Source organism: Mesorhizobium sp. 2RAF21, from assembly GCF_052115345.1.
Taxonomy (GTDB): Bacteria; Pseudomonadota; Alphaproteobacteria; order Rhizobiales; family Rhizobiaceae; genus Mesorhizobium; species Mesorhizobium terrae.
In genome coordinates this window covers 125883-149754 of sequence record NZ_JBFRGM010000003.1, presented here as the reverse complement: position 1 = coordinate 149754, position 23872 = coordinate 125883, and the positions used below count along the sequence as shown (strand labels likewise).

Below are 23872 nucleotides of genomic sequence, written 5' to 3'. Positions count from 1 at the left end.
ATCCCTCGCCATCGCTCGATCCTGGCGCGTGGCCGGCGGCCGTCAAGGGTTACACCTTTCGTGGGCTATGCCGCAATCTCGCCACCGAGTTCGGGCGCGACGGCCTGAGCGCGACGCTTCGCCTTTTGGCGGTCGAATTCGTCGAGGACGGCATTCGTCCATAGTTCCATCGCCTCCGATTTCAGTTCGAGAAACTGGGCCTCGTTGCCGTAGGCCATCGCGGTGATCTTGGCTGTACGCTGGCGTTGAAAATCCTTCCTCTGCCGCTCGGTCGCCGATGCCTTGAGGCCTTCGGAGTCATCCACTTCGTGAGCCAGGATGGCTGACGCCCCCCCTGGAATCTTCTTCGATTTGAGGAACGCGGTCAGCGTCCGACGGTCGTCATGCATCGACCACCACGTGATCCCGGCCTCCTCGATCAGGTTCCGCCGCTCGGTTCGCGTAGGCTTCCTGCGGGGTGTGCCGTCGGCCTTCAGACGCGGCTGTTTCACCTCCCCTTCCTTGGGCGGCCGCAAGAGAGCGTCGCGGCCGGCGAGACGGTACAAAATACGGTAGACTCCGGACACCGAAGCATGGACCTCCGGCTTGCGTTCGCTCGGAAACGCCCAATCGTCGCTCGCCCCTTTAACGTTCTTCTCGCGGAAGGCATCGATGAACTTCCATGCGCGGGCAGGCACTGGCAGCACGAAGCTCTTGCCAGCCTTCATGTCTTCCTTGTCCCATGCCGCCAGCATCCAGCCCGTACCCGGTCTCTCTGGATCCTCGACGATGTCATGAGCGCGCAAGGACAGTCCTGCGTTGACACGTTGCGCCGCTAAGATCACCCACCAGAGGCCTGCCAATACTCCGTGGCCGACGCCTGCCTTCTGGATCGCCCGGCCAGGAAGGGGTTTGTCGAGGTATTCCTCCGCGAGCAACATAGTGCTGACGATCTCCTCGATCGACGGCATCCTGGTTCGCACCGGGTTCTCGAACTTGGTTTTGATCAGCTGCCACCAAGGTCTGTCTGGGCTGAGGCCAGCCTTTTGATGATGGCCGGCGCAGTGGTCGAGAACAGATCGCACGTGAGTCACCCACTTGTTCGACGGGCTGACACCTGACTGCCCCTTCGCGACGGCTTCCTTGACGATCGTGTCCCTGACCCCCTCGATGTCGCCCTGCGTGACAGCGGCAGCAGGCGCGTCCATCACCTGCTGGGCGCAGTCCCTCGCCATCGTGATCCTGAGATCGCTTTCCTGCGCGGCCCCGATTTTCTTCCGTGCCGAGGGATGCCTCTTGTCCTGGATCGTCTGCTCGAAGCACTCACGCAGCGTCCAGCTAGCCGGCTTCTCGGCAATGGCGGCCAGCGCCTCCTCGTGCCCCTTCCCGGAGTGGCGATGGGCGAGATAGGGGTCGACCTTCTCTGGATCAGTCTTCAGGAGTGCCTTCACATACCCGCCGTATTCCCTCGCCTTCTCCGGCGCGGTAAGCGGCCATTCGTCGTCAGGGTAGGCATACCCAAGAGTCTTCGTGTGGATCGAGGTCTTCATCGCCCAGGAGACGATGCCGCCGACCGAGATCAGCCGCAGCCCCTTGAGATGCACGTCGGAGATCACAGCCATGCCGGCTGGCACAGGCTTTCCGGCGGCGACCGCCTTCTTGACGGGGGAAACAGCCCGCGTGACTTCGGTGGGTGTGATGTACGCGCGGGTCGTCGGCATGGGGAGTCCCTGAATATGGCGTTATTTCTCCACACCACTCCTACACCACTCCCAAATTTGTTTACAAGGCCTGATGCAGCCTGCAATCTAGCGGGGGCATTTGACTCAAACTTGATGAAAAATGCCGAAAATCCAAATGTTTTCAGATATTTGAAACGAATTTTCGCCAGCATATCTAGATCGGTAAACAAATTTTGCAGAAGCGATATTACTCGCACCAAGGAATCATAATCCTGGGGTCGGGGGTTCAAGTCCCTCTCCCGCTACCATCACTCTCAAAATAATTGAAATCATACTACAAACGTGGATGCGTCGTAGCGCCTCGTCCGCAAAACCCTGAACGATTTCAAGGCCTGAGCCTGCTGTCATTGTGGTGCCAACGAATAAATTGCGGACGCTTGGCAATACCATGGCGAGTGCCGTGAGTGGGGCCGCAAGCGGGCCGTTGCCCTTTGGGCAGCCAATCCGCCAAAACGGAAGCAGAAGTTTGTGCCCCGCCCAATCACGAGCGCCCACTAATGTCTCGCCAGCGTTTCATGTCGATCTGGCAATACCTCGATTCTATGTCAGAACGTTTGCCCTAAAAGGGCGTGGCGTGTGCACGGTGCTATGTGCGTTTCCAGTGGGGGAATGAAAATCTCTACAGCTCAGCGCAACTATCTGCTTCTGAAGCGACGAGGTAGTTGCAACTGATGTGGTTCAATCGCAGCCTCGCATTGAGGACGACGCGGAACAAGCTGCAATGCCCTACGCGAAGACCACGATGAACCTGCGCGAGGGACCTGGCACCAAATTCGCTGTAATCACTGTCGTCCCAAAGGGGCTCGACGTTTCGGTTATGGAAGCCAAAGGGCATCTATTCGTGTCAAAGTAAACGAGAATACAGCCGGATGGATGGCGAATTCTGCAATCGCCGAACGTTGATAATCGTTCTGCAGACTCACTGTTGTCTAGATCCGCCGAAAGTAGCGCTGATAGTTCAGCGATCGTTCGTGTTGATTAACCCGCCCAAGGTAAGATCGACTTTTCGCCGACTCACCGTCTGGAATGAAGGCGCCTTGCTGAATCTGCTCCGCCATCTCTAGCGAGGCAATTTGTCTTAGATTTCCGTCGTCTCGGCGAGCGTCAATGCATCATCGATATCAACACCGGGATATCGAACCGTATTATCGATCTTGGTGTGTCCAAGCAGGATTTGAATAACTCGAAGATTTCCGATGGCTTTGTAGATCAATGCTGCCTTGGTACGGCGGAGCGAACGTGTTCCGTATTCCTCAGCACGCAGTCCAATCGCCGTAACCTATTCATCGACCAATCTCGCGTACTGTCGGATGCTGAGGTGCCCTTCGCGGTCAACTCGGCCTGGGAACTGTAGTCGTCGATACAGCCCACGGCGTTCGAGCCACGCGAGCAGACTTACCCTCGTGTCTGCGGCAATCTCGAACTAGACGTGCCGACCGATCTTCTGCTGGATCACCATTGATCGGGCCCGTATTGCCGGACCGGAAACAAGTGATCCGATCTTCATCTTGATGAGGTCACAACCGCGAAGCTTGCTGTCAATCGCGAAGTCAAACAATGCCCGGTCACGCATCCGCCCTTCGCGATCTAGGAAAAACCAGATCAACCAGATTTGCTTCACTTTGAGCACTCGTTTGGCGCCGACCTGCTTGCCTACATTCCAGGCTGGCCGACCTTTGGCGACCGGGCCATACTGTGAGATACCCGTGACATTTCTCCATTTGGCCAATATGGCCAAATGGAGAATTATAGGAGGCCGATGCGGACTGGCGGCTTTTTGATGCGAAAACGCAGAAAGCAAACACTCGCTCGTCGGCAACATCGGTATTGTGAACAAGATTATCTTCCGCGCCAGATCTGCGTTCGCGACAGGAGAAAGCGCGACACCAGCGCGTGGATCAGGCGGGCGGCGATGTTGGTGTAGAAAATCATCATGCCCATGGCCGCCGCAGGTGCGACATCGCCCGCATCGTCCATATTGAGAACCGCCACTGAAGCAAGCTGCGTGTGCGTGGAATAGAGGAACACGACGGCCGAAACCGTCGTCATCGCATTGACGAACAGATAGATCGAGATGTCGAGGATCGCCGGCAGGCAGACCGGCAGAGTCACCCGAAAGAACAGCTTATGGAAGGGCTGCTTCAAGGAGGCCGCCACCGGTTCGAACTCGCGGTCCATCTGCTTGAGCGCCGTCAGCGCGGTAAGATGCGAGACCGTGTAGAAATGGGTGATCGTGCAGATCACCAGGATGGCCATCGAGCCATAGATCGTATGCAGCGGATTTGCCGGGTTGTTGAAGAAGAAGATGTAGGCGAGGCCTAGCACCATGCCGGGCACGGCCATCGGCAGCATGGCAAGGAATTGAAACAATGAGCGCCCGGCGCGGAAGCCATCGCTTTTCTCTACCATATAGGCACCGGTGAAGACGAGGATGGTGCCGAAGAAGGCCGTCAGCAGCGCCATCTTGATGGAGTTGTGATAGGAAGCCCAGCCGCCGCCATCCATCAGGTCGAAGCGGAAATTCTTCAGGCTCGGCGTCAGATCGTAGGGCCAGAATTTGACCATTGCGGCCAGTTGGCAGACCCCGATCATCGTCAGGATGAAAGCGGCGATCAGCCCGCAATAGGCAAGGCAGCCCCAATCGAAACCGCGGTTCGGTTTCGGCTCGTAAGGCACCGAGCGGGCGGACAAGAGCGCCACCTGTTTCTTCTGGATCGTGCGGTCAACGAAGAAAGCGGCGATGGCGGGAATGATGAGCAGGACGGATACCACCGCCCCCATTTCGAAATTCTGCTGTCCAATGACCTGCTTGTAGATGTCGACGGCGAGCATGTTGTACTGGCCGCCGATGACCTTCGGCAGGCCGAAATCGGTGATGACCATGGTGAACACCACAAAAGCCGCGGATACGATGCCATAGCGTGCGCCCGGCGCGGTCACCGTCCAGAAGGTGCGCCATCTTGTGGCGCGAAGCGAGGCCGCTGCCTCATAGTGGCGGGCGTCCGCCACGCTGAGCGATGTCGAGATGATGAGCAACGCATGCGGCAGTGTGAAGAAGACCGAGCCAATGACGATGCCGATCGGCCCGTAGATCGAATAGCCCATCATCCAGTTTTTCAGCAGGCCCTGATTGCCGAACAGATAAACAAGCGCGATACCGGGAAGCAGCGACGGCACCAGGATCGGCACGCTCATGACAAGCCGGAAGAAGCCCTTGCAGCGCATGCGGCTTCGGTTCAGCGCATAGGCAAGGCCGAAGGCGATGGCGATGACCAGCACCGTGCTGATCACCCCCATCAGGACCGAGTTCCAGATCGCCTGCGCCAGCGAAGGCGTTGAGAAATAGGCGATGAAATTGTCGAAGCCGACGGTGCGGGCCGGCCGCAGCACAACGCGGCGGAAGCTGTTGGAATCAACCTCCACCCAATCGGTGCCGCGCTTCAGCTCCGAACCGACCAGGAAAGCGGAATGCTCGGTCGTTCCGCGGATGCGGTATTTGACCGGGCTGCGGAAACTGAAATCCTTGTAGAGGCCGGTCAAAGAAAGCCGTCCGTCGGACCCGGTGCCGAGTTGGGGCTCCGTGATCGCCTTGGCGTCCGCGTTGAGCGCGGCGACCGTGCGTGCGGGGCCGAAGCCGGTTCCGCTTTCGTCGCTGCGCTCGATCTCGAAGGCGTTGAGATCGAAGCGATAGGTCGACATCGACTTCGACAGCAGCACATAAAGCGGCGCCGCCAGAGCCAGTACGAGATATAGCGCGATGATCAGCATCAGCCCGCGCTTGACCAGATCGTCGGACGACAGCTGCAGGCGTGGCGCGTGTCCTGCGGGAAGAGCGATAGCGGCGGCGCTCATCTCAGGCTGCCTTCGGGAAGACAAGCACACGGTTCTGCGGCAGTTCGACCTGCAGATGTCCGCTTGTCTCGATGCGCAGCCGGCGGACAGCATTGAGCGAGAAGTCGCCGATCAGGCGCTTTTCGCCGAGACGTGGCGAGACCAGCCGGCAACGCCAGAAACTGCCGAGGAACTCCATTTCCTCGACCGTGACCTCGACCAGATTGTCCGGCGTTCCGATCGGGTCTGGCGCTCCTGGCGAACGCGCGCCATCGCCATGGGGAATGATATCGACCGGACGGATCACTGCCATCACCTCATCGCCGGCAGCACAGATATGCGGCGCGCAGACGAGTTCGGTCCCGGCGAGCGCCAGCCTGTCGTTTCCCAAGGCCCTCGCCGCGAACTGGTTGGTTTCACCGATGAAGTCGGCCACGAACAGGGTGCTCGGATGGCGATAAACCTCGGTCGGCGTTCCCACCTGTTCGATCACGCCGTGGTTCATGACCACGATGCGGTCTGCCATCGACAGCGCTTCCTCCTGATCATGGGTGACCATGATCGTTGTCACGCCGAGTTTGCGTTGAAGCTCCTTGATCTCGTGGCGCAGATGGACGCGCACCTTGGCATCGAGCGCCGACAAGGGCTCGTCGAGCAGAAGCAGGCCCGGCGATACCGCCATGGCGCGGGCAAGCGCGATGCGCTGCTGCTGGCCGCCGGAAAGCTGGGCCGGGTATTTTTTTGCCTGTTCCGACAAGCCGACCAGGGCAAGCAGTTCCTTGACGCGCGCCTGGATCTCCGCCTTCGGTCGCCGGGCATTCTCCAGGCCGAAGGCGATGTTCTTCTCGATCGTCAGGTTCGGGAACAGCGCATAGGACTGGAAGACGATGCCGTAGTCGCGCCTTGATGGGGGCAGGTTCGAAATATCCCTGCCAGCCTGGCGGATCGTTCCGCGCGTCTGCAGATCGAGGCCCGCAACGGCGCGCAGCAGTGTGGTCTTGCCGCAACCGGAGGGCCCGAGGAAGCAGACGAACTCGCCCTCCTTGATTTCCAGCGAGACGCCTTTCAGCGCGACGAAGTCTCCAAAGGTCTTCCATAGCTGGTCGATCGCCAGGTAACCGGGCCTGGCAGGGTTGCCTGCCCCCGGCTCAAAGCGCGCCGGAGCGGCGGCCGCTCCAGTGACGGTCTCGTGTTTCATCTCGCGGCCCATCATTGATGTTCAAGCAGAACGGGCGCCGCTTTGACGGCGCCCGGCTGGGATTGCTCAGCTTTTCGGCTCGGACTTCGCGTCGTAGCGTTTTGCCCATTCCGCCAGGATCGCCTTGCGGTTGTTCGCCGCCCACTCGAAGTCGTTCTTGATCATGTGGTCGGCGACATTGGCGGGCAGATGCTCCACCGGCTTGGCGATGCCGGGATAGGCGAGAACGGCATAACCTTCGTTGTACATCTCATTGGCCTCTTTCGAGACCGAGAAGTCGACCAGTTTCTTGGCCGCGTCGAGCTTGGCAGTGCCCGCGACGATGGCAGTGGCTTCAGCCTCCCAGCCTGAACCTTCTTCCGGGAAGATGATGTCGAGCGGCGCGCCCGCGGATTTGGCCTTCGCGCCCGGGAACTCAAACGAAACGCCGATAGCTGTCTCGCCGGCGCCGGCCATCTTGCACGGCTTGGACCCTGAATGCGTGTAAGCGGAAATGTTCTGGTGCAGGCCGTCCATGAAGGCCCAGGCGTCCTTCTCGCCGAACATCTGCAGCCAGGCCGAGACGTCGAGGAAACCGGTGCCCGAGGAATTCGGGTTCGGCATCACGACATGGCCCTTGTATTCGGGCTTGGTCAGATCCTTCCAGCTTTTCGGCGCGGCAATGCCGAGCTTCTTCGCCTCGAGGGTGTTGAAGCAGATGGCGGCGACATAGGCGTCCATGCCTGTCCACGACGGTGGATTGCTGTTGTCGACGAAGCGCTTGTCGAGTTTGTCGACGCCGGCAGGCGCATAGGCTTCCAGCATGCCTTCGCTTTTCAGCAACAGCAGCGACGTTGCCGCCAGCCCCCAGACGACGTCGGCCTGCGGATTGTCCTTCTCGGCAAGCAGCTTGGCGGTCATGACGCCGGTGGAGTCACGCACCCAATTGATCTTGATGTCCGGATAGGCCTTTTCGAAAGTCGCCTTGTAGCGATCGAGGTCGACGGCCTCGATCGCGGTATAGACCGTCAGATTGGTTTCGGCGATCGCCGTCGAGGCGGCAAAGGTCGCAGCAAGCGCTGCAAGCACGGATGCAATACGAGATTTCATGGCTTGGATTCCCCGTCTGGTGGCACATTCTTCGATGCATTGGGACGCCGATCCTGCGGCTGTGCCGGCCCAGAGAATGCCGGCACACGACGTCCATGAGCCACTCTAGATGAAGGGATTACGATAAGTGAAATCTATTTATTCTATGAAACAATAGGCTGGACTGATGTTTGTCACAGGGTTGTCATGGACGGCCGTGAGCACGTCGAAACCGGCTGCCGTTCCTGCTTTTTTCGGCTCAAAGACCGCTTGAAAATCGATCAGAAGCCGAAGAGCTCGGCGACGGTCTCCTCGCCAAGGGCAAAGCCCGTACTGGCGCCGGTGCCGCTGGTAACCATCACCAGCCTGACATCCTCATGCGGCGCATCGCGAAACGCCGCGTGGCTGGCGGAAGAGTAGGTTCCGGTCCAGCGTGCGGTCACCGCCGGCTGCACCTGCGGAAGCAGCCTGGCGAATTCGCGGAGGATCAACCGGTCGACCTCTTCCGACCCGAAGGGGTCGGGCGTGGCGCCATAGTGATGGGAATCGCCGATGACCAGCGAGCCATCGGCGCTCTGGGTGACGATCAGATGGACGCCGTTGGCGAGCTCCCCGGCCTGCTCGTTTTCCAGCCGGCGCCGGAGGGCTGCCGCCTCCGGCAGCGCCGCATAGCCTTCATAACGCAACAGGCTGAGATCGGAGACCAGAGCCGCGCCGAGCTGGAAGCCGGGATTGGCCAGGCGCAGCATCTGCAGCTTGCAGCGGCGCACGCCATATTGCCCGATGCGCTCCGGATAGAGGCTGATCAGATCGTCACCGGGACACACCACCACCCTGGCAGCGTGAACAAGTCCGGCACTTGTCACCACCGCGCCGGGCTCGATCGCGGTCACGGCTACGCCGAAGCGGAATTCGACACCGAGTTGCCCGGCCAGGAACGCGGTCAGTTTTGGCAACACATCGCGCGACTCCACGCGCAATTCATGCGGGCTGTAAAGGCCGCCGGCGATCTCCGCGCCACGCAAGGCAGGCAGCCGGGCGATGACGTCCGCCGGCGTCAGAAGCTCGCATTCGGCACCGTCCGCTGTTGCCGCGAAGGCCTCCAGCACGGAAAGCGCCTCGGCCCGGCGGGCGACGACCAGCTTGCCGCGATGCAGGACGTCGAGGCCGGCCTCGCCGGCAAGATCGAGCCAGATGGCACGAGTTCGTTCAGCGCGCGCGCGTGAAATGCCGGGCTCCTGCCCGCTGACCACAACCAGCCCGAAGTTGCGGATCGAGGCGCCGTTGGCTTGGGCATCCCTGTCGATGACCACCACACTGAGGCCACGCCGTGCCGCGGCAAGCGCATGGGCGAGGCCTACGATCCCCGCCCCAACCACCGCCAAGTCAAACTGCGCCAAAATCGCCTCCCATGTTCCTGCTTGTTGTTGTGGGTGTCCGCCTAGCCGGCCATTATGGCGCGCTCGACGATGGCGAGCGCCCGCTCGAGATCCGGGCGGCCGATGACCAGTGGCGGCGACAGCGTCAGCACATTGCCGGCGCTGATCTTGAAACTCAGGCCTTCTTCCAGGCAGCGGTAATAGACGCGCTCCGCCAGTTCGCGCGCCGGCTTGTAGCTGCCGCGTTCCTCGACCAGTTCGACACCCATCATCAGACCCCGGCCGCGCACTTCGCCGACATGTGGCGAGCGCTCGATCAATTCGCCGAGCCAGGCCATGGCGTAGGCGCCGAGTTCGGCGGCGCGTTCGGCCAGTCCCTCTTCCTCGATGATGGCGATTGTGGTGAGAGCGGCGCGCGCCGTCACCGGGTTCTTTTCATGGGTGTAGTGGCCGATTGCAAAATCGCCCGCCACATCGAGCGCACGTCTGGCGACCACCGCGGCGATGGGCAACACGCCGCCGCCCAATGCCTTGCCCAGCACCAATATATCGGGCGCGACCCCATCGTGCTGATGCGAGAAGATTTTGCCGGTCTTGCCGAGCCCCGTCGGAATTTCGTCGAAGATCAGCAATGTACCGTGCCGGTTGCAGGCTTCGCGCACCGCTTTCCAGAAACCGGGCGCCGGCACCAGTGGCGTCGCACGCATCGGCTCGGCGATGACGGCGGCGAAGTCGCCCTCGCGGCCGAGCACATAAGAGATCATGTTGGCGCAGGCCTGGGCCGAGGCCTCGAGGCTGTCGTGGCCGTAGGCGCAGTTGCGGCTTGCCCACGGCGCGACATGCTCGGCACCCGTCATCAACGGCCCGGCGATCTGGGAACGGAACGTCGCCTCGCCGCCGACCGAGATCGCGCCGAAACCAGCACCGTGGAAGGCATCCCAGAAGGATAAAGTCTTGAAGCGTCCGGTGGCGGCGCGGGCGATCTTCAGGGCGACCTCGATGGCGTCGGAGCCGCCGGTGGTGAACAGCACCTTCGACAGATCCGCGCCCGCAAGTGCGCCAAGTTTTTCGGCGAGCTCCACAGCTGACTCGTTGGCGAAACGGCGCGGCGCGAAGGACAACTCATCCAGTTGCCGCTTGATGGCTGCGATCAGGCGCGGATGCGCATAGCCGATATGGTGGACGCTGTTGCCATGGAAATCCATGAAACGCCGGCCGGCCAAGTCCTCGATCCATATGCCTTCGGCCCTGGCGATCGTCGACACGCATGGGCTGGACAGTGACTGATGCAGAAAGGCGTCGGCGTCGCGCTCCAACAACGCACGCGACGGCGCGTGATCCTGGCGCGCGTCCCAGTCCCTGCGGGCGGGCGCCTTGTTGGACTCCCCTTCGGTGTGCACGATCGTCATGGCAACCTTTCCTGAATCCCGAGCGGTGGCAGGCGCGCCCTGCCACCCCTGCCCCGACCTACCAGGGCAGCGAGAAGGTCTTGACGTTGGTGTAGGATTTCATGGCCTCGATGACGCCTTCCTTGTAACCGTTGCCCGAATCCTTGATGCCGCCGAACGGGCTCATCTCGATGCGGTAGCCGGGCACTTCCCAGATGTTGACGGTGCCGACCTGCAGGCCGGAAATGTATTTCTGCATGCGGCGGAAATCGTTGGTGCACACGCCCGACGAGAGCCCGAACGCCGTCGAGTTGGAAAGCGCGATGAGGGCATCGTCGTCATCCGGCGCGCGGATGATGGGGATGATTGGCCCGAAGGTTTCTTCCATCACCAGCTCGGACGAATGCGGCACGCGGTCGACGACGATCGGCGGCAACAGCGCGCCCTTGCGGCCCGGATTGTAGAGCACCTCGGCGCCCTGCTCGGCCGCCATGTGGACACGGCGTTCGAAAAGTGCCGCGGCCTTCTCGTGCACGACTGTGCCGAGTTGCGTGGCAAGGTTCATCGGGTCGCCGAACACGATCTTTCTGGCGCGTTCCAAGACAAGCGGCACGAAACGGTCGGCCACTTTTTCCTGCACCAGGATGCGCTTCACCGCCGTGCAGCGCTGGCCGGAATTCCTGGTGGCGCCGGCCACGGCAAGGTCAGCTGCCTTGGCGAGATCGTCGTCGGAGAGATCGTTGAGGATGATCAGCGGGTCGTTGCCGCCAAGCTCCAGAACCTGGCGCCTGTAACCCGCCTTCAAGGCGATCATCTTGCCGACCGGCACGCCGCCGGTGAAGGTGATCAGGTCGATATTGGGATTGGTGATCATCTCGTCGCCGATGTCCTTCGGCCAGCCCGTGACGATCGAGAGCATCTGCGGCGGCAGACCCGCCTCATAGAGGATGTCGGCCAGCACCAGCGCGGTTATCGGGGTGAGTTCGGTCGGCTTGACGACGACGCAGTTGTTGGTGGCGACCGCCGGGGCGACCTTGTGCGCCACCATGTTGAGCGGATGGTTGAACGGCGTGATCGCCGAGATCGCCTTCAACGGCTCGCGCAGCGTGAAGATCTTGCGCTGCTTGCCGTGGGGAGTGAGATCGCAGGAAAATATCTGGCCGTCATCCTGGATCGCCATCTGGCCGGCCAGGGTGAAGACATCATGGGCGCGGCCGACCTCGTAGAGTGAATCCTGCTTGGAGATGCCGAGTTCCAGCGTGACCAGATCGGATATCTCTTCCTTGCGGGCATTCAGCAGTTCGGCGGTCTTCAACAGAATCTTCTGGCGCTCGTATCGCGTCAGCTTCGAGGTGTAGCCTGCAGCGATCTCGAAGGCCTCCCTGGCATGGGCCGCGCCGCCGGCCGGCACCGTGCCGGCCACCGTGTCATTCCAAGGGTAGCGCACCTCGATGACATCGTCGGCATCGACCTTCCTGCCGGCGATCCGCATCGGCTCGTGCCGGACCTTGATCGACGTCTCAGCCTTGGTCATGGCAATCGTCCTCACTGCGCCGGCTGCGCGGCCGCCATCACCGCGTAATAGAAGGCATCGAAATTGCGCAGCGCCGGCGCATCGGGCTGGCCGGTCAGCACCCGGTTGGTGATGAAGGGCACGGCCTGCTCGGTGAGGCCGCCATGCGAACGCAGAGGTTCGTCGAGCGCTGCCAGATCGTGGCGGTGTTCGCTTGTGCCGATCGTCTTGTTCTCGCCGGAGACGAAGATGATGTCGCCCATGCGGTCCTCGGGCAGTTCGAAGCGGGCGCAGCCTTCCTCCCGGCCGAGCACCAGCGTGATACCCTCCACCTTGGCAAGCTTGGCCATGATGTCGGCGCGGTCGGCGCTCTTCGGCAGATAGGCGGTGGCAAAGGAACCCAGTGCGCCATGATGCACGACATAGGGATCGGTGATCGGTAGGATGACGCGGGCCGCATCCTTGCCCAGCCACTCGTCGAGCAGGTCCTGGGCGTAGACGACGTCGGGTGAGCCATCGGCCTTGTGCTTGGGCTTCATGCCGTGGTCTGCGGTCACCACGATCGCCGTCCCGAGCGCGTCGAGTTCTGCCAAATACCGGTCGAACATCGCGTAAAAGGCGTTCGCCTGCTTCACGCCGGGCGCATATTTATGCTGCACATAGTCGGTGGTGGTCAGGTACATGACGTCTGGCCGAAATTCCTTGAGCAGCTTCACGCCTGCCGCGAAGACGAATTCGGACAATTCCGCGGAATAGACTTCCGGCACCGGGCGGCCGAGCCAGGCGGAAGCGTTGTCGATGCCATTGCCGGCCTTGGTCGTGGTGTTGGCCTTTTCGGAGGAGAAGCAGACCGCGCGGTTGTCGTCATAGGCCAGGCCATGACCGAGCAGCGCGCGCAGCTTGTCCTTGGCCGTCACCACCGCCACCTTGGCGCCAGCGTCGTAGAACGCCTTGAAGACGGTCGGCGCGCGCAAGAATTTGGGATCGTTCATCATCACCTCCTCGCCCGTTTCGGGGTTGTAGAGGTAGTTGCCGCAGATGCCGTGCACGGCTGGCGGACGGCCGGTGGCGATGGAAAGATTGTTGGGGTTGGTGAAGCTCGGGATCACCGAATGCGCGGTGCGCACGGTGCCTCTCTGCTTGATCCGCTCCAGCGCCGGCATCAGCCCGGCCTCGATCGCCTCGTCGAGATAGGCGGGTTCACAGCCATCCAGGCAGATCGCGATGGCCGGCACCCGCGGCCATGCATAGTCGCGTCCATTGGCGGACACAGCCACCGGGGACATCTGGTTCATCGGGATTTTCCTTGTTTCTTGTCGGGTTCAGGCGGCGAGTTTGGCGCGTTGGGCTAAGGCGGCCTGGGGTGGTGCAGCACTCGCCACACCCATTTCGGCCAGCGACTGACGGGCCGCCTCGACGACACGGTGCATGACGTGTTCATCCATCCGGCCGATGCAGCCGACCCGGAAGGAATCGATCACCGTCAGCTTGCCGGGATAGATGATGAAGCCCTTGTCCTTCATCAGCTCGTAGAAACGCTCGAAGACGAAATTGCTGTCGGACGGGCAGAAAAAGGTGACGATGATCGGCGAAAGCCAGCGATCGGACAGCAAGGTCTCGAAGCCGAGCTTGCGCATGCCTTCGACCATGACATTGCGGTTCTTCATGTAACGCGCGCCGCGCGCGGCCACGCCGCCTTCCGCCTCATGCATGCGCAAGGCCTCGAGAAAGGCGGCAACCACATGCGTCGGCGGCGTGAACCGCCACTGGCCGGTCTTTTCCATCGCAGCCCATTGCGCATGAATGTCCAGCGACAGCGAATGGCTGTTGCCCTTGGCCTTTTCCAACTCGTTCTTCTTGGCGATGACGAAGCCGAAGCCCGGCACCCCCTCGATGCATTTGTTCGCCGAGGAGACCATCGCCTCGTAGCGGATCTTGCCGACCTCCAGCGGAATGGCGCCGAAAGCGCTCATGGAATCGACCAGCAGCTTGCGGCCCCTGGCGTAGGCGGCTTCCGAAATCTCGGCGACCGGGTTGAGGATGCCCGAACTCGTCTCGCAGTGAATGGCGATGACGTGGGTGATGGCGGGATCGGCATCGAGCGCCGCGCCCACTTCGTCGCCGCGCGGCGGCAGATAATCGCCCTTGTCGATCAGCGTGAAGGCGCGGCCGAGATATTGCATAGTCTGGGCGGCGCGCAGGCCGTAGGCGCCATTGGCAAGCACCAGCACCTTGCCGTCCTTCGGCACGAAGGAGCCGAGCATCGCTTCCACGCAGAAGGAACCGGAGCCCTGGATAGGCACGCAATCATACTCGCCCTTGGCGTCGCCGATCAGCGCCAGAAGGCGCCGGCGCAAATCCGCGGTCATGGAACGGAAATCGCCATCCCACGAACCCCAGTCCCGCAACATCGCCTGCTTGACGGTGTAAGCTGTCGTCAGCGGTCCCGGCGTCAGCAGATAAGGCTCACCCAAAGCCGGCGGATCGAAACCCTCTACAGGCGAAAACTCGGATCGCATCGACTGTCCTCCACTGCACTTAGGTTCTGGCGTTTCGATGTCGGGATTGTTGCAGAGAAAGAGATATCTGAAAAATCGTTATTTTGTATCCGACCATAACATGCACTTATGATTACTAGGCGACGCGCGCGAGGCGACTGCCGAGCAGGTCGCCCGTCTGCGTCAGCAATGGATAGGCTGTCGCAACGAGCAGCGAGTTGATCTCCTTGAAGGCGCGCACGACTTCCAGGTGGATATCGCTGGTTTCGATGCTCTCGATCTTTCCGGACTGCAGCCGGCGCAGATGCCGTTCATGGCTCTCGCGCTGCATGGCGCGGATACGTTCCTTTTCGGCGACCAATTGGCGCGCCGAGGCGACGTCGTTGGAGATGAGTACATTCAACGCAAGCTGCATGTTCTCGACAACCCGGGCATGCAGCTCATCGAGTTCGCGCCAGCCTTCGGTGGAGAATTGAAGTTCCTTTTGCGCACGCTCGGATGCGAGCACGAGCAGGTTCTTGGCGACGATGTCGCCGGCATATTCGAGATTGATGGCAACGTCGGTCAATTCCATGCCGCGGCGCGCCTCGTTGGCCGTCAGCTTGCCGCGATTGACCTCTGCAACATACAGCTTGATGCCGGTGTGCGCGTCGTTGATCTCGTCGTCGATGCCGCGCAGCCTGGCAATCTGTTCAACCGTTCCAGAGCGGAACATATCCATGACCGGCCGAAACATCCGTTCGACGAGTTCACCCATGCGCAGGAGTTCACGTGTAGCGCTGGCCAATGCCAGCGTCGGCGTCTTGATGACCGATCGGTCAAGCGCACTCAGCCGCTGGCGGGTGATATCCGCATCCCCCTCGCCCGCAGGCTCTTGCGTCATGCGCGTGACCAGCCGAGCCACAGGATCGACGAATGGCAGGCAAACCAGAGCAAGGGCCGCATTGAAGGCCAGGTGGAAATCGACCAGGGCAGTCACCGGATCCAGCCCGCGCATGATGGTGGGCATGCCGGCGGTTTCGACCGCCACCAGCGCGATCCCGGCCGCCGTCACACGAAACAAGAGATTGCCGAGCGGCAGGCGCTGCGTTGCCTTGTCCATGCTGCGCGACAGCCAGAAGGCGATCAGCCCGCTGCCCATATTGGCTCCCAGGATCAGCGGCACGCCCGCTTCCAACGGGATGACGCCTTGCGCGGCAAAAGCCGAGATCATCAGGATCGCCGCGACGCTTGAATGGATCAGCCAGGTGAACAGCGCGCCGAGCAGAACGGCCATCATGGCGTCGCTGGCCAGATAACCGGAGATCACCGGCAAAAGTTCGGCGTGACGCAGCGGGCCCGTCGCCTCGCCGATGAACCTCAGCGACAAAAGGATGAAGCCGATGCCCAGCACCATGCGCCCGGTTTCACGCAGCCTCTCACCGGACAGTTTGAGATGCATGACGCCGCCGGCAGCCAAGCAGACCGGGACCAGCCAGCCGAGATCGAACGACAGGATGCGCACGACGAGCGCCGAACCGAAATCGGCACCGAGCAGCAGCGCCAGGCCGACCGGTACGGCGAGCAAACCGCTGGCGACGAAGCCGCAAGCGATCATCGCCACCGCCGTTGAGTTCTGCAATGTCACCGCCATCGCGGCACCGCCGGCAACAGCGCGGATCGTGCCCCCTTTGGCCTCGCCGAACAGCCGGCGCAGCAGCCCGGCATAAGCGCGCTCCATGCCGGTACGTACCAAGTGCACGGCATAGAGCAAAAGCAGCGTCGCTCCCGCGAGATGAAGCAAAAGAAGGGAAAAATGCATGGCCGGCATCCCGTGGCTCAAAAAAGATCGGCCGGGCCTTTACATAAGTCAATTCGTTAGTTTCTATGATTTCATTGGCCATTCTTATGGAATGATGCGATGCGATACGTGCAATTGCGAGCTTTTCACTATGTCGCCATCTGCGGCGGTTTCTCGCGCGCCGCCGAGAGCCTGTTCCTGACCCAGCCGGCGATTTCGGACCAGGTGCGCAAGCTGGAGGAAGAATATGACGTACTGCTCTTCAACCGTCACAAGAAGCAGGTGACGCTGACCGCCCAAGGCGAGCGGCTGCTCGAGATCACCCACCGCATGTTCGACAGCGAGCAACAGGCCAACGATCTGCTTTCGGAATCGCGCGCGTTGCGGGCCGGCACACTGCGGATCATCGCGGATGCCGCGCACCATCTGCTGCACGTGCTGGCAGCCTTTCGGGCGAAATATCCGGGTGTGCAGGTATCGCTGCGCGCAGGCAACACGGAAACCGTGATCGCCGGGCTATATGCCTATGAAGCCGATATGGGCGTGCTTGGGGAAATCCCGGAAAGTTCCGATTTCCAGATCCTGAAACTCAACTCGTCCCCGATCATCGCCTTTGTTGCCCACAATCACCCGCTGGCAAGCGCGAAGAAGCTGGCGCTTGCCGACATTGTCGCGCACCCCCTCGTCCTGCGCGAACGCGGATCCAAAACCCGCTTCAAGCTGGAGGCGCTTGCTGCCGAAATGCGCGTGGATTTGAAGCCCGCGATCGAGGCCGAAGGACGCGAAGCCATACGCGAGATCGTGGCGTCGGGTGCCGGTGTCGGCTTCGTGACCCGGGCCGAGTTCGGTTATGACGGGAGATTGAAGCCGATCCAGATCGACGCCCCGGAAGTGCTGATGGACGAGGCATTGATATGCCTGCGCGAACGCGCCAGCGGCAAGCTGGTCAAGGCATTCTGGGATCTGGCCATGGCATAGCCCAGCTAGTTCAAATCAGTCCAGCATCAAAGCCTGATAATTATGCCTGCCGGAAGTTTCGCAGGCGCGCGATCATCGCCTTCCCGTCGGCTGTCTCGCTACGCTCGATCAACTGCGACAGGGTGAAGACGCAAACACCGTCGACCGGGCTCGCCTCCAGTCGTCCGACCGCATCCGAAAACTCCTCGGCGCTGATGTCATCGGCCCGGCCATGGCCTGCGTGTATGCCGTCGAGATAGATGGCCTTTGCCTGCAAGGTGCAGATCGCGCGCGCCTTGCCGCGCTGCTTGATGTCCGAGGCTATCCTCGCCGGCCAGGCGCTGTCGCGGCGTAGAATCTGGTGGTAGGCCATCACCTCGAAGACATCGACGACGGCATCGAGACGGCTGACATCTTGGCCGAACACTTCGGTCACGGCATCGTCGAAGTCGGTGCGAAAGAACGGCAACGTATTGATGGCAATCTCGGTGTCGGGTTTGATGGCGCGCACGGCGCTGCGTATGCCGCCAATGGCGGAAACCGTAACGCCGCACTTCCAGTCGCGCCAGGCCTCGCGATAGTGGCTAGCGATCCTCTGGGCTGCCTGTATTGGCTGATCGACCGGGATGTCGGCGCCGGTTTCGTCGCGAAAACGCCGCAGCGTATCGGGCGCATAGCTGTAATCAGGCTTGGAAGCGCGCTGCATGTCCGGCAGCCAGGTCTCCCAGAAGCCGGGCCAGCGGATGAAGCCGAGATGGATGCCCTCAGGCTGCAATTCGCGGACGGCCGTCTCGAGCAGGCCGATCTTGTGAGCCAGGTTCTCCTCGCGATCCGGCGCCATCCCGACATACCAGTCCTCCTGGACAGCCCGGTTGCCATGCTGATCGATGGGCAAAAGATCCGGGTTCCGGCGGGTGTAGGCGGGGTCGAAACAGATGTTGAGGCAGCCGAAATAGGAGATGCCCCGGTCCTTCAGCGCATTGCGAAACGCCAGGTCGTCCTGCGCGGCGTAGCGCGCTCGGTCATGGCCGCGAACGGCACTTTCAACAGCCGTGTCCTGCATCGGCAGATAGCGGCTTTGGGTGATCACATAGGTAATGCCCATCGACCGCAACAGATCGGCGGCCGCCTCGATTTCCATCCCATGCTTCAGGAACCAGTCGTTGTCATAGATTTTCACCCCGACGCTCAGGTCCATCATCGTATCGTCCTATGCCAAGGAAGGAGGAGTTAGTGGACCGTCGTGGCCCGCGAGGACGCCTCGGCGCTTCTGCTCATCGCCGCGAGCAGCCGCGCGCGATCGAGGTCGCGTCCATCCTCGATTTCGGTCACCGTGCCGGCCTGCACGATCGCAACGAGATCGGACAGTGCGAGGATTTCGTCCAGATCGTCGGAGATCAAAAGCACCGCTGCACCAGCTTGCGCGAGCGATCGAATCTGGAGGTGAAGTTCGGCCTTGGCGCCCACGTCGACACCCGCCGTCGGCTGGTCGAGGACGAGCACTCGCGGTTCGGCGGTCGCCGCGCGTGCCAATAGTACTTTCTGGGCGTTGCCGCCGCTTAGCGTTGCGACATTTCGCTCCGGCTCCGCCGGCCTGACATGGAAGCGCCGAAGCGCCTGGGCAACAGCCTGCCGCCGCATTGCGCGGCGCACCACGCCCAGGCGCGACATCAGCGGCGCGAGCGCCGTAAGTTCGATGTTGGCGCGTATCGACCCGGTCAGGACCAGCCCGTTCGTGTTGCGGTCTTCCGGTACGAGAACGAGGCCATGTCGCCCCGCGCTGACGGGATCGAGACGGGGCAATGCCTGCCCCTCGAGCTTCATGATGCCGTGGCTTTCGACGTCGCCGATCAGCGCGCGCGCTATGCGCGATCGTCCCGATCCGATCAGGCCGGCGAGGCCAACAATCTCGCCAGCGCGCAGCTCAAGGGAAAATGGCCGCCGCCCCGAGACCGAGAAGTTCTCTAGCTTGAGGCGCACCGCTCCGCGTTGTCCCAATGTGGAAGAAATCGGTTGGGGTGCGGCTTTTGCATCGCCGACAAGCAGGGCCGCCAGGCTGTCCACCGTGAAGCTGGAAGATGGGCCACTTTCGACGACCCTACCGTCGCGAAGTACGGTGACACGGTCTGCGACCTCGATTACCTCGTCGAGGAAATGGCTGATGTAGATGACACCCATGCCGCCAGCGGTCATGCGACGCATCAGGCTGAAAAGATGCTCTCGCTCGGCGGGGGCGAGCCTGGCTGTGGGTTCGTCCATGATGAGGATGCTGGCGTTCTGTGACAATGCCCGCACGATCTCGGTCAGTTGTTGCGCGGCAACGCCAAGCTTGCACACCGGCGTATCCATGGGCAGTTCGATGCCGAGGGCCGCCGCTTCGCGCAACGAGCGCTCCCGCAACGCCGCGTGGGAGACGAGGCCGGCCATAGCACCGCGCGGTTCGCGCCCCAGCGCTATGTTCTCAGCGACCGTGAAATCGGGAACCAGCGCGAAATCCTGGTAGATGGTGGCCACGCCATGTTCATGCGCCTCTCGCGGCGTCGCCAGCGCGACTGTCTTGCCGGCAATGGCAATTGTGCCACCGTGATCTGCGTAAAGCCCGCCCAGCACCTTCATCAGCGTGCTCTTGCCCGCACCATTATGGCCGACAAGGGCATGGATCTCGCCCTTGGCAAGCTTGAACGACACACCATGAAGCACGGTGCTTCCCGCGAAGCTTTTGCGGATGTCGGTCATTTCAAGAAGCATGATTGCGCATCTTTGCTGTTGATCGCGGCAGGCTCGCTATCGCACTTGCGCGAGCCTGCCGCGGCGGAGGCAGGCAGGTGCGGCTGGATCGCGGAATCAGCCGCCCCAGGCCGGAGGAAACTGCTCCACATTGTCCTTGGTCACGATCGGCAGATCGAGGAAGTGATCAGGGGAAGGCACTTCGGCTGTTTTTCCGTCGAGCAGTTTGACCGCGTCCTTCACGCCGGTTACGCCCTGCGGCGCCGGATCCTGGTTGACGGTGCCATAGACCGTGCCGGCCTGAATCGCGCCGCGCACATCGGCCGGGTAATCGCCCAGGATGAACTTGACGTCGGTGCGTCCGCTCTGCCTGGTGAAGCTGGCGCCATTTACACCTTCCGGCCCCTGGTCGATGATCGCTTCCAGCGAACCGGGCTGGTAGCGGCTCAGGAAGTCCTGGGTGACAGCCAATGCCTTGGCATTGTCCCAGTCGGCCGACTGTTCCTCGACGATCTTAATGTCGGGGTATTTCTTCAAGGTTTCCATCAGGCCGGCCTTGCGGTCGATCTGCGAGGATGTGCCGAGCTTGCCGAGGATATAGGCGACCTTGCCCTTGCCTCCGATCGCCTTGGCCAAAAGCTCGCCTTGCTGACGTCCAAAAGCGACGTCGTCCACGCCGACGAAGGTTGCGATCTTGGCGCCGGAACTCGTATCGACACGGTTGTTGACGGCAATGACGGGAATGCCGGCCTCGTTCGCCTGCTTGATGACAGGTACGATGCCCTTGGCATTGCTCGGCGTGACCAGGATGAGATCGACTTTCTGCGCGATGAACTGCTGCACGACCGAGATTTCGGTCGACAGGTCGCCATTGCCGCTCTGCAGGTCCAGCGATACGCCAAGGTCCTTGGCGGTATCCTGAGCGCCCTTGATGAGGTTCGAATAGAACGGAACCGAAGTGTTCCAGATCATCATGCCGATCTTGCGCTCGGCGGCCATCGCGGACTGACCGTCGATGGCGAATCCGAGGGCAAGTATGGCGACCGCAGCGTTCAGAACGGTACGGCGGGAAAAATGTTTCTTCATGTCGTTCCCCTTGCTCACAGGTTGTTTGTCGTCGTGAGTCGTTTCAGCGCAATTCCCGGCGCTTGCGCTGATAACTGTCGAAACCCACCGCCACGAGGATGACGGCGCCGGTGACTGCTGGTTGCCAGTAGGGCGAAATGCCCAGCAGATTGAGTGCGTTGGCGACGACACCAAGGAGCAGCGTGCCAAGCACGGCGCCGCCCACATTGCCGACGCCGCCGCTGAGCGGTACGCCGCCAACCACGACGGCAGCGATTGCCGCGAGAGGCCAGTCGGCAGCACTTGCGGGCTGGCCGATACCGGTCTGCCCAAGCAGAACCACGCCAGCGATTGCCGCGAACAGGCCGCCAAGCGCGTAGGTGGCGAGTGTCACCCGGTCGACATTGATGCCGGCGAGCCGAGCCGCGACCTTGTTGCCGCCAACCGCGTAGATGTGGTGGCCGAAAGTGGTAAAGCGCAGGATCGCCCAAGTCAGGCAGGCGATCGCCGCAAAGATAATGGTCGGGATCGGGATCGGCCCGATGCGGCCGAGCCCGAGTACCGTAAAGGCCTCCGGCACGCCATAGACCGGCTGAGCGGCCGTGCCGATAAAGAGCAGGCCCGTGACCAGCACCTGTGTCCCGAGGGTCGCCACGAACGGATTGATGCCGATCTTGGCGATGCAGAAGCCATTGAACAGGCCGACAACGGCGCCGAGCGCCAGCGCGGCGACAATTCCGAGAGGCCCCGAAACATGCACGATCATGGCTGCGGCCACGACCGAGGCCATGGCGCCTACCGCGCCGACGGAAAGGTCAAAACCGCCAAGCACGATCATCAAAAGCATGCCGCATGCGACGATGCCGATGATGGAATTGCGCTGCAATACGTTGGCAATGTTCGCCCAGGTCGCGAAGTTTGGTACCGCGAGCGCGGCGACGACGACGACAAGAACGAAAATGATCACCAGCGCATAGCGCGACAACAGCGCGGCATGCGAGCCACCCGGGCTTTTGCGAGATGGGACTTCGGTCATGCGGCTCCTCCGCGGCTCGCACGCGGCAGCCGCATCCTCCATCGCAATCGTCGCGGCGGGATTTGCCGCCGGCCATGCGATCCGAGGGCAAGATAAGGGGCAAAAACAGGCACTGTCAATAAATAAAGTTTGTTAATTTAATATAATCTGCTAGCGTTGGTTTGTGCTTGAATCTCCAGCCAACCTGCCGGCCAGCAACGCTTCCGATGTCCGCCGCCGCAATCGGCGGCTGATGCTGCATGAATTGCGTTTGCGCGGAAGCCTTTCGCGAGCGGAGTTGGCGCGCGCCACCGGGCTCACGCCGCCAGCCATCGCCGGCATCATCCAGGATCTGCTTGACTCTGGGCTGGTGCGGGAAGCCGGGCGACGCAAATCCGCCCGCGGTCAACCGCCGATCGAGATCGAGATCGCCCGGGAAGGCGGCTACGCGGTTGGCCTGCGCGTCGACACGCGCGGCTACGACTTCGTCGTTTCCGACCTTGGAGGCGAGGTGGTTGCCAGCGGCCAGGGTGAGATACAAGGCGAGGAACCGGAAGAACTGCTGGAATTCCTCGCTGCGCTCTATGAAGGTCTCGCCGAAAAATACGGCGCGGGCCGCAGCCTTGGGCTTGGCCTTGTCACGCCGGGGCCATTCGACGCAATCTGGCCGGGGATACCGACCCCCGGCGCCATAGCGGCGCTGCAGACGCGTTCACTTGTCGAAACGCTGACGACGCGTATTGGCGTCGATGTCTTCCTCGAGAACGATGCCACTGCCGCCGCGCTTGGTGAGCGGCTCAACGGTGTGGCGCGCGAGGTCAACCATTTCTTCTATGTGTTCGTCGGCGAAGGTGTTGGCGGCGGCATTGTGATGAAGGGCGAGCCCTATCGCGGCGAGAGCGGCAATGCGGGCGAGTTCGGTCATCTGATCGTCGACCCCACCGGGCCGCGCTGCTATTGCGGCAACAGTGGATGCCTTGGGCAGTACCTGTCGCTTTCCTCGTTGCGGCAATTCCAGGCTACGCAGCCAGACGGAGCGTCCGAGGCGGCGCAGGAGGCCTGGCTGGCTAGCGCTGCTCGCGCGCTCTCGCTGGCACTCGTCACCGTTGAGAATCTGCTCGATCCCGAAATGATCGTGCTCGGTGGAGCCGCGCCAAGACAACTGCTAGCAAGGCTTTTCGATCGCGTCGGCGAAATGCGGCCCTCGGTCCGTCTGGGGCGGCAAAGGCGGCTGCTTCTCAGCGATCTTGGCGAGCGCAGCGCTTCCTACGGCGCCTCGACCCTGCCCATCATTGCCGTGACAAGTCCGTTCTAGGCTGTGAACGGAGAGCTCGTCATTCAGACCGGCGACACGTCGACGAACCAACCGCAACACTGCGTGGATGCTCACCGGCGTCATGAGACGATTGGCAAAGCTGAAGGCGGGCTGCCTTCCAGAGCTATACCAAAATGGTGGGCATCGTCTCAAGTCACTGGGTACGTCGCCAGTAGCGAGCCAGGATGTTGCCATCAATTGTCCGCGAACAACGCGCCGCTCGCAAAGAACCACATCACACCAAAATCGTCGCGCGAAGACAACCAGTTCGACATGTCGACTGCCGAGGGGCAGTGGCGATAGCGACATGCCCTGTTGCTCTAGGCCCATGTCTCATCGATGAGCACAAGTCGTTCCAGATCGAGATCGAGTTGGCCGTCGGACTAGGCACCTATCCTGACGCGCTTCATGATATCG

The 23872-nt window shown here is 61.7% G+C and carries 16 protein-coding genes and 1 pseudogene; 2 read left to right on the top strand and 15 right to left on the bottom strand.

Annotated features, from left to right (window positions below; all coding sequences use genetic code 11):
- Nucleotides 1-65: 65 nt before the first annotated feature.
- The 11 genes and pseudogenes from AB4136_RS05885 to AB4136_RS05835 form a co-directional block, all read right to left on the bottom strand.
- Nucleotides 66-1700 (bottom strand): hypothetical protein, encoded by a 1635-nt coding sequence (locus AB4136_RS05885; protein WP_441930472.1) that lies wholly within the window; start codon nucleotides 1698-1700, stop codon nucleotides 66-68.
- A 1099-nt stretch (nucleotides 1701-2799) separates the two neighbouring features.
- Nucleotides 2800-3423, bottom strand: a pseudogene (locus AB4136_RS05880) (tyrosine-type recombinase/integrase).
- 137 nt (nucleotides 3424-3560) lie between these two features.
- Nucleotides 3561-5573 carry a putative 2-aminoethylphosphonate ABC transporter permease subunit gene (locus AB4136_RS05875; RefSeq protein ID WP_137901870.1) on the bottom strand — a complete coding sequence of 671 codons (2013 nt, stop codon included), beginning with the start codon at nucleotides 5571-5573 and terminating at the stop codon, nucleotides 3561-3563.
- Between the two features lies 1 nt (nucleotide 5574).
- On the bottom strand, nucleotides 5575-6750 hold the full coding sequence (locus AB4136_RS05870; protein WP_081766952.1) for a putative 2-aminoethylphosphonate ABC transporter ATP-binding protein: 1176 nt from the start codon (nucleotides 6748-6750) through the stop codon (nucleotides 5575-5577).
- A 66-nt stretch (nucleotides 6751-6816) separates the two neighbouring features.
- Nucleotides 6817-7839 carry a putative 2-aminoethylphosphonate ABC transporter substrate-binding protein gene (locus AB4136_RS05865; RefSeq protein WP_024925601.1) on the bottom strand — a complete coding sequence of 341 codons (1023 nt, stop codon included), beginning with the start codon at nucleotides 7837-7839 and terminating at the stop codon, nucleotides 6817-6819.
- A 260-nt stretch (nucleotides 7840-8099) separates the two neighbouring features.
- Nucleotides 8100-9218: a TIGR03364 family FAD-dependent oxidoreductase gene (locus AB4136_RS05860; protein ID WP_024925602.1), complete on the bottom strand. Its 1119-nt coding sequence runs from the start codon at nucleotides 9216-9218 to the stop codon at nucleotides 8100-8102.
- Nucleotides 9219-9259: 41 nt separating this feature from the next.
- The gene (gene pbfA, locus AB4136_RS05855) at nucleotides 9260-10606 is read right to left on the bottom strand and encodes a (R)-1-hydroxy-2-aminoethylphosphonate ammonia-lyase (RefSeq protein WP_137901871.1); all 1347 of its coding nucleotides are present in this window, start codon (nucleotides 10604-10606) and stop codon (nucleotides 9260-9262) included.
- Nucleotides 10607-10664: 58 nt separating this feature from the next.
- Complete coding sequence (phnY, locus tag AB4136_RS05850) at nucleotides 10665-12119, bottom strand: phosphonoacetaldehyde dehydrogenase (RefSeq protein WP_024925604.1); 1455 nt, start codon at nucleotides 12117-12119, stop codon at nucleotides 10665-10667.
- Between the two features lie 11 nt (nucleotides 12120-12130).
- Nucleotides 12131-13393, bottom strand: a complete 1263-nt coding sequence (gene phnA, locus AB4136_RS05845) for a phosphonoacetate hydrolase (RefSeq protein WP_024925605.1) — start codon at nucleotides 13391-13393, stop codon at nucleotides 12131-12133.
- Nucleotides 13394-13420: 27 nt separating this feature from the next.
- Entirely contained in the window at nucleotides 13421-14617 is a 1197-nt protein-coding gene (locus AB4136_RS05840) for a 2-aminoethylphosphonate--pyruvate transaminase (protein ID WP_024925606.1), read from the bottom strand.
- Between the two features lie 115 nt (nucleotides 14618-14732).
- Nucleotides 14733-16397, bottom strand: a complete 1665-nt coding sequence (locus AB4136_RS05835; protein WP_024925607.1) for a Na/Pi cotransporter family protein — start codon at nucleotides 16395-16397, stop codon at nucleotides 14733-14735.
- Between the two features lie 99 nt (nucleotides 16398-16496).
- Here AB4136_RS05835 and AB4136_RS05830 point away from each other — a divergent pair, with 99 nt between their 5' ends.
- Nucleotides 16497-17354 carry a LysR substrate-binding domain-containing protein gene (locus AB4136_RS05830; protein ID WP_024925608.1) on the top strand — a complete coding sequence of 286 codons (858 nt, stop codon included), beginning with the start codon at nucleotides 16497-16499 and terminating at the stop codon, nucleotides 17352-17354.
- Between the two features lie 40 nt (nucleotides 17355-17394).
- Here AB4136_RS05830 and AB4136_RS05825 read toward each other — a convergent pair whose 3' ends face one another.
- The 4 genes from AB4136_RS05825 to AB4136_RS05810 form a co-directional block, all read right to left on the bottom strand.
- Complete coding sequence (locus AB4136_RS05825; protein WP_024925609.1) at nucleotides 17395-18534, bottom strand: hypothetical protein; 1140 nt, start codon at nucleotides 18532-18534, stop codon at nucleotides 17395-17397.
- A 29-nt stretch (nucleotides 18535-18563) separates the two neighbouring features.
- Entirely contained in the window at nucleotides 18564-20081 is a 1518-nt protein-coding gene (locus tag AB4136_RS05820) for a sugar ABC transporter ATP-binding protein (RefSeq protein ID WP_024925610.1), read from the bottom strand.
- Nucleotides 20082-20177: 96 nt separating this feature from the next.
- A complete protein-coding gene (locus AB4136_RS05815) occupies nucleotides 20178-21146 on the bottom strand; it encodes a sugar ABC transporter substrate-binding protein (RefSeq protein WP_024925611.1) in 969 nt (322 codons plus the stop codon).
- Between the two features lie 43 nt (nucleotides 21147-21189).
- Nucleotides 21190-22161, bottom strand: coding sequence for an ABC transporter permease (locus AB4136_RS05810; protein WP_024925612.1), 972 nt, complete (start codon nucleotides 22159-22161; stop codon nucleotides 21190-21192).
- Nucleotides 22162-22324: 163 nt separating this feature from the next.
- Between AB4136_RS05810 and AB4136_RS05805 the strand changes: the two genes are divergently transcribed.
- Nucleotides 22325-23455: an ROK family transcriptional regulator gene (locus AB4136_RS05805; RefSeq protein WP_024925613.1), complete on the top strand. Its 1131-nt coding sequence runs from the start codon at nucleotides 22325-22327 to the stop codon at nucleotides 23453-23455.
- The last annotated feature ends 417 nt before the right edge of the window (nucleotides 23456-23872 follow it).